General features: G+C 58.0%; 2 protein-coding genes and 3 pseudogenes. 2 read left to right on the plus strand and 3 right to left on the minus strand.

Annotated features, from left to right (window positions below):
• Nucleotides 1–248: 248 nt before the first annotated feature.
• A pseudogene (locus AYK65_RS31110) lies at nt 249–624 on the minus strand (transposase); the annotation flags it as partial.
• Between the two features lie 226 nt (nt 625–850).
• A pseudogene (locus AYK65_RS31115) lies at nt 851–2,083 on the minus strand (MFS transporter); the annotation flags it as partial.
• A gap of 641 nt (nt 2,084–2,724) precedes the next feature.
• Here AYK65_RS31115 and AYK65_RS31120 point away from each other — a divergent pair.
• A complete protein-coding gene (locus tag AYK65_RS31120; protein WP_081163196.1) occupies nt 2,725–3,306 on the plus strand; it encodes a GNAT family N-acetyltransferase in 582 nt (193 codons plus the stop codon).
• Between the two features lie 55 nt (nt 3,307–3,361).
• Here the strand turns inward: AYK65_RS31120 and AYK65_RS31125 are convergent.
• A pseudogene (locus AYK65_RS31125) lies at nt 3,362–3,684 on the minus strand (transposase); the annotation flags it as partial.
• Here AYK65_RS31125 and AYK65_RS33425 point away from each other — a divergent pair.
• A partial coding sequence (locus AYK65_RS33425) for an IS66 family transposase (RefSeq protein ID WP_244560168.1) occupies nt 3,595–3,841 on the plus strand: 247 nt, incomplete at its 3' end. The pseudogene AYK65_RS31125 and the gene AYK65_RS33425 sit on opposite strands and share 90 nt — an antisense overlap.

Genomic DNA, 3,841 nt, shown 5'->3' on the forward strand with positions numbered 1-3,841 from the left:
TAGCCCACCATGTGCCGCACGCCAAGGCTGCCGCCGTCGCGACACAACGAACTACTAGCGGGCGAAACCTAATAGAAAGGGGGAATGAACGAATGAAACCACGACTATGAAACTTGCCATCGGTGCGGCGCTTCTGATAGGCGCGTTGCCATCTGTCGCGCAATCGCAGGAAATTCCTGCAAGATCGGACAGCCAGAAGCCGACAGAGCTGGCTCGGGAAATCTGCACAGCTGCTCCCAGAACCGTTGCACGGTTGGACACCAGCTCGCGGCGAGCGTCACCGAGACCAGAGACTGACAGTTGGCAGTCTTCCCAAGCGCGGAGGCGTATTGGGGCGCAACGCCTACCGAGTGACATCCCTCCTTCGGCAACGCCGGGCATTGTCGCCGCCAACCAACTTTGTCGGCTTCAACGAGCAGGGCCGTTTCGAGCCCAGAGGCATCCCAGACGCCGCTGCCGATGAAATGATGAAGCTAATCATACTCAAGCCGTTATTACGCACCGCCATTGGCTGAATGCTCTTGCGATCGCCAGGGCAGATCAGCCCCGCACATAGGCAGGGCACATCTGGCGCCGCCGCTTATGCCCCAGCTGCGCCAGAAACGGCTGAAGCCATTCCATCATCTCCTCATGCCACCCCGCCACGACGCGCTCCTCTTCATCGGAGCGCGCAGCATCAAGCCATCTTGGATAACAAAGCGTTAACCTGCCAAAGTAGTGGTAGCGAAACGCCTGCACTGTTCAGACAAACCGAGCCACCTCTTATCTGCGCGAGAGCTGGCTCGAGTCATTGGGGTCTTCGCTTTGATGCACCTTGCAGCCACCGCGTTGAACCCGTTTAAAGGTCTAGCTCTGACTCTCGATGCGCGCGGACAGGCAAGAGGAACCCGGTCCCACCGATTAGCAACAGACCGCCAGCAGAGGCTGTCAGTGCCAAAGCCAGGGAATAATTCTGCGCCAGCGCGCCCCACACCCAACTGCCTGCCGCGATGCCGCCATACGTTAATGCATAATATATCGAGATGGTGCGACCTGCGATCCACCGGGGGCTCGCCAATTGTACAGTTGCGCCAAGGCTAGACCAGGCGATGACCCAACCCGCACCGCCTAGTGCGAGCGCGGTTGCCGCCAATGCAAGTGCAGAGGTCAGAGCAAGGGACATAGAGCACGTCGCACATGCGGCGCACGCAAGCGTTACCAGCCGTTCCTGAGACAGCATCCGTCTGAGCACGCTGTTGGAGATGCCGCCGAGGACCGCGCCAGTACCAAAGCCTCCCATCAAGATGCCATATGCGATCGGCCCTCCCGCGAACTTATCGCGAACAATCAGAGGGAGCAGCGCGAGTATGGAGATGCTGGCCAGGCCAAAGAGGGTACCGCGCGCGACCGCTGCCCTGATTTCCGAAGACGTCGCCGTGAAGCGCAATCCATCGTAGATTTCGGCAGTCATCGACTCGCGCGGGAGAGGTAAAGAGCGAACCTTCCAGTTACAGCGCCCTATGGCGCACAGTGGCGAAAAATAGCTAACCGTGGTCAGGGAGAAAGCCGTCATAAGCCCGAACGACCCGACGACGATGCCGCCGAGCGCCGGTCCTACAGCCCGAATAGTATTGGATCCGAGGGAGGTAAGCGTGACGGCAGCGGGAATATCCGGTCGATCCACAATATCGCCGATTGAGGCCTCCCAAGCGGGACCGTTGAGAGCGGCGCCACATCCGGCCAGGAAGCTGAGGCCGAGAATGACCCACGGATCGACTAAGGCCAACGCCACAAGAGCGGTCAGCATGGCCGATGCTAAGGTCATCAGACACCTACCGGCAAACATGACCCTGCGACGGCTGAAACGATCGGCGATAGCCCCCGCGAAGATGGACAGGATGAACGTGGGCAGCGACGTTGAAGCCTGTACAAGCGCGACCATCATGTCGGATGGTGAAATCGTAGCCATCAGCCAGCTGCTTGCTACAGTCTGCATGAACCAGCCGAGGCTGGAAACCTGCGTAGCGAGCCAGATCGAACGAAAGGTCGAGTTCTTGAGCGGCGCAAAAGTTCTTCCCGATGTTGCATCTGCCGCCCTGCTCATTTTCTCCAAGTCATTGCCCTCCGTCTAGGTTGACCGGCATCTTCCGCAAGCGATCGCACTCGGTGGGCCGTAGGGATCAGCTTCATAGTCTTTCCCGTTTGATCGGACGCGGCCGGAGTGGCCTTCATTATCTTCTTTTGGAGCAGTATTCGCGCCAGGGCGGCTTCTTTGGCCGCCCACCAATTGGTGGCTCTTGCCGCCCGCACAACGAGCTGCAAAAGTCGTGCCAACTTTCCACAAAGAAGGGAAAAAAATTCTGCTTAAGAGAGCGGGCGGTAAGGTATACCGAACACCACCGTCGCCAACCCGACAAAGTCGACAATTACGGGTTTGGCGTTCTCACAGGAATGCCGGACTGGGTTCAACTGCGGGGAACGGACTTGCCACGTTTGTTCAGTCGCGTTCCGCGTTAGGGGCTTCGGAAACGCGATATCGCCGCTTGAGAGGCATGATTTTTTAAACGTATTCGCATTGGCACGGTGAATGCAAGGTTATCCGCAATTGCTTCTTCGTCACCGGTCGAGGAGAAATTGCTCGATGCTCACTTTCACCGAAGATACCGTCTTTCTGTTGTGGATGGTCCTGATCCAAGACGCACACCAACCCGATGGCAGTTTGCTCCGCGCGGGAGGGCACGGATCATGCCGGTAATTCTGGAAACCGCGCGCCTATACTTGCGCTCACTAGCCCCAGGGGACCTGGGGCGGTTTAATGCACTTCACAAGGACCCTTTCGTGGTGAATGCCGTCTATGACGGAAAGTCTCCATCCTCTGCAGACACATGTGCCTGGTTCAAGAAGTCACTTGCCGATTGGAATGTATGTGGCTACGGTCCCTTTGCCGTGTTCGCGCGCGACGGCAACTGCCGGGAAGGCCGTTTCCTTGGACAACGCGGCCTGGGTTTTCTGCCGGATAGTGACGATCTGGAGCTCAGCGCATACTTTTACCAGGCCGCATCCGGCAATGAATATGCCCCAGAGGCGGGATGCGCTATCCTTGATTTTGCGTTCACGATCTTGGGAGCACCGCGAGTCCTGTGCTTTGTTCGGCCTGAAAACCAGCGTTCCTTGCGTTCCGTAGGGAAGATGGGGTTTCGGCAGATCGATGATCGATGGTTCGGTGACCGGCTGAGACGCTGCTTCGAGGTAACACAGCAAGACTTGAAAGGCGCCATCGCGGAAAATCCACGCTTTGCGCCGATGCCAGTGCGATCGTGTCTCTGAGAGTGATGTAGCTGACGGCGTGATCGCCTCGTTCTCCAGCGGGGAGTCGGGCTGATCAGCGCGCCAACGCTGGCAGGCTGATGGTTGGATCATCGCTCAATTTGCTGATGGTTTCCAGTGTCATGTATCGGGACCGTTGCACTGCCCATTCATCGTTCTGCTCGAGGAGCAATGCGCCGACGAGACGGACGATGGCTTCATCGTTCGGAAAGATGCCGACAACTTCGGTGCGCCGCTTGATTTCGCCGTTAAGACGTTCGATGGGGTGGTGCTGTGTAGCTTGGCCCAATGCTGTTTGGGAGAGGTCATGTAGGCGCGCACATCCTCTTCGGCATCATCCATGATGGCGGCAAGCTTTGGCACTTTCGACCGTATCTGGGCAACGTTGCCCATCGACTGCTGTCGGAATGTCGCGGCTTTCTGCACGCCGACACCTATGCAGGCTTCGACAAGCTCTATGAGGGCAATGAGCTCACCGGCCAACCACGCCTGATGCAGGTGACCTGTTGGGCACATCTATGGACGCCCCCGGTTT

It is taken from the genome of Ensifer aridi, assembly GCF_002078505.1.
Lineage (GTDB): Bacteria > Pseudomonadota > Alphaproteobacteria > Rhizobiales > Rhizobiaceae > Sinorhizobium > Sinorhizobium aridi.

What these genes read in the sequence shown, in the direction of transcription:
- AYK65_RS31120 (WP_081163196.1), top strand. Translation starts at nt 2,725, where the DNA reads ATGCCGGTAATTCTGGAAACCGCGCGCCTATACTTGCGCTCACTAGCC.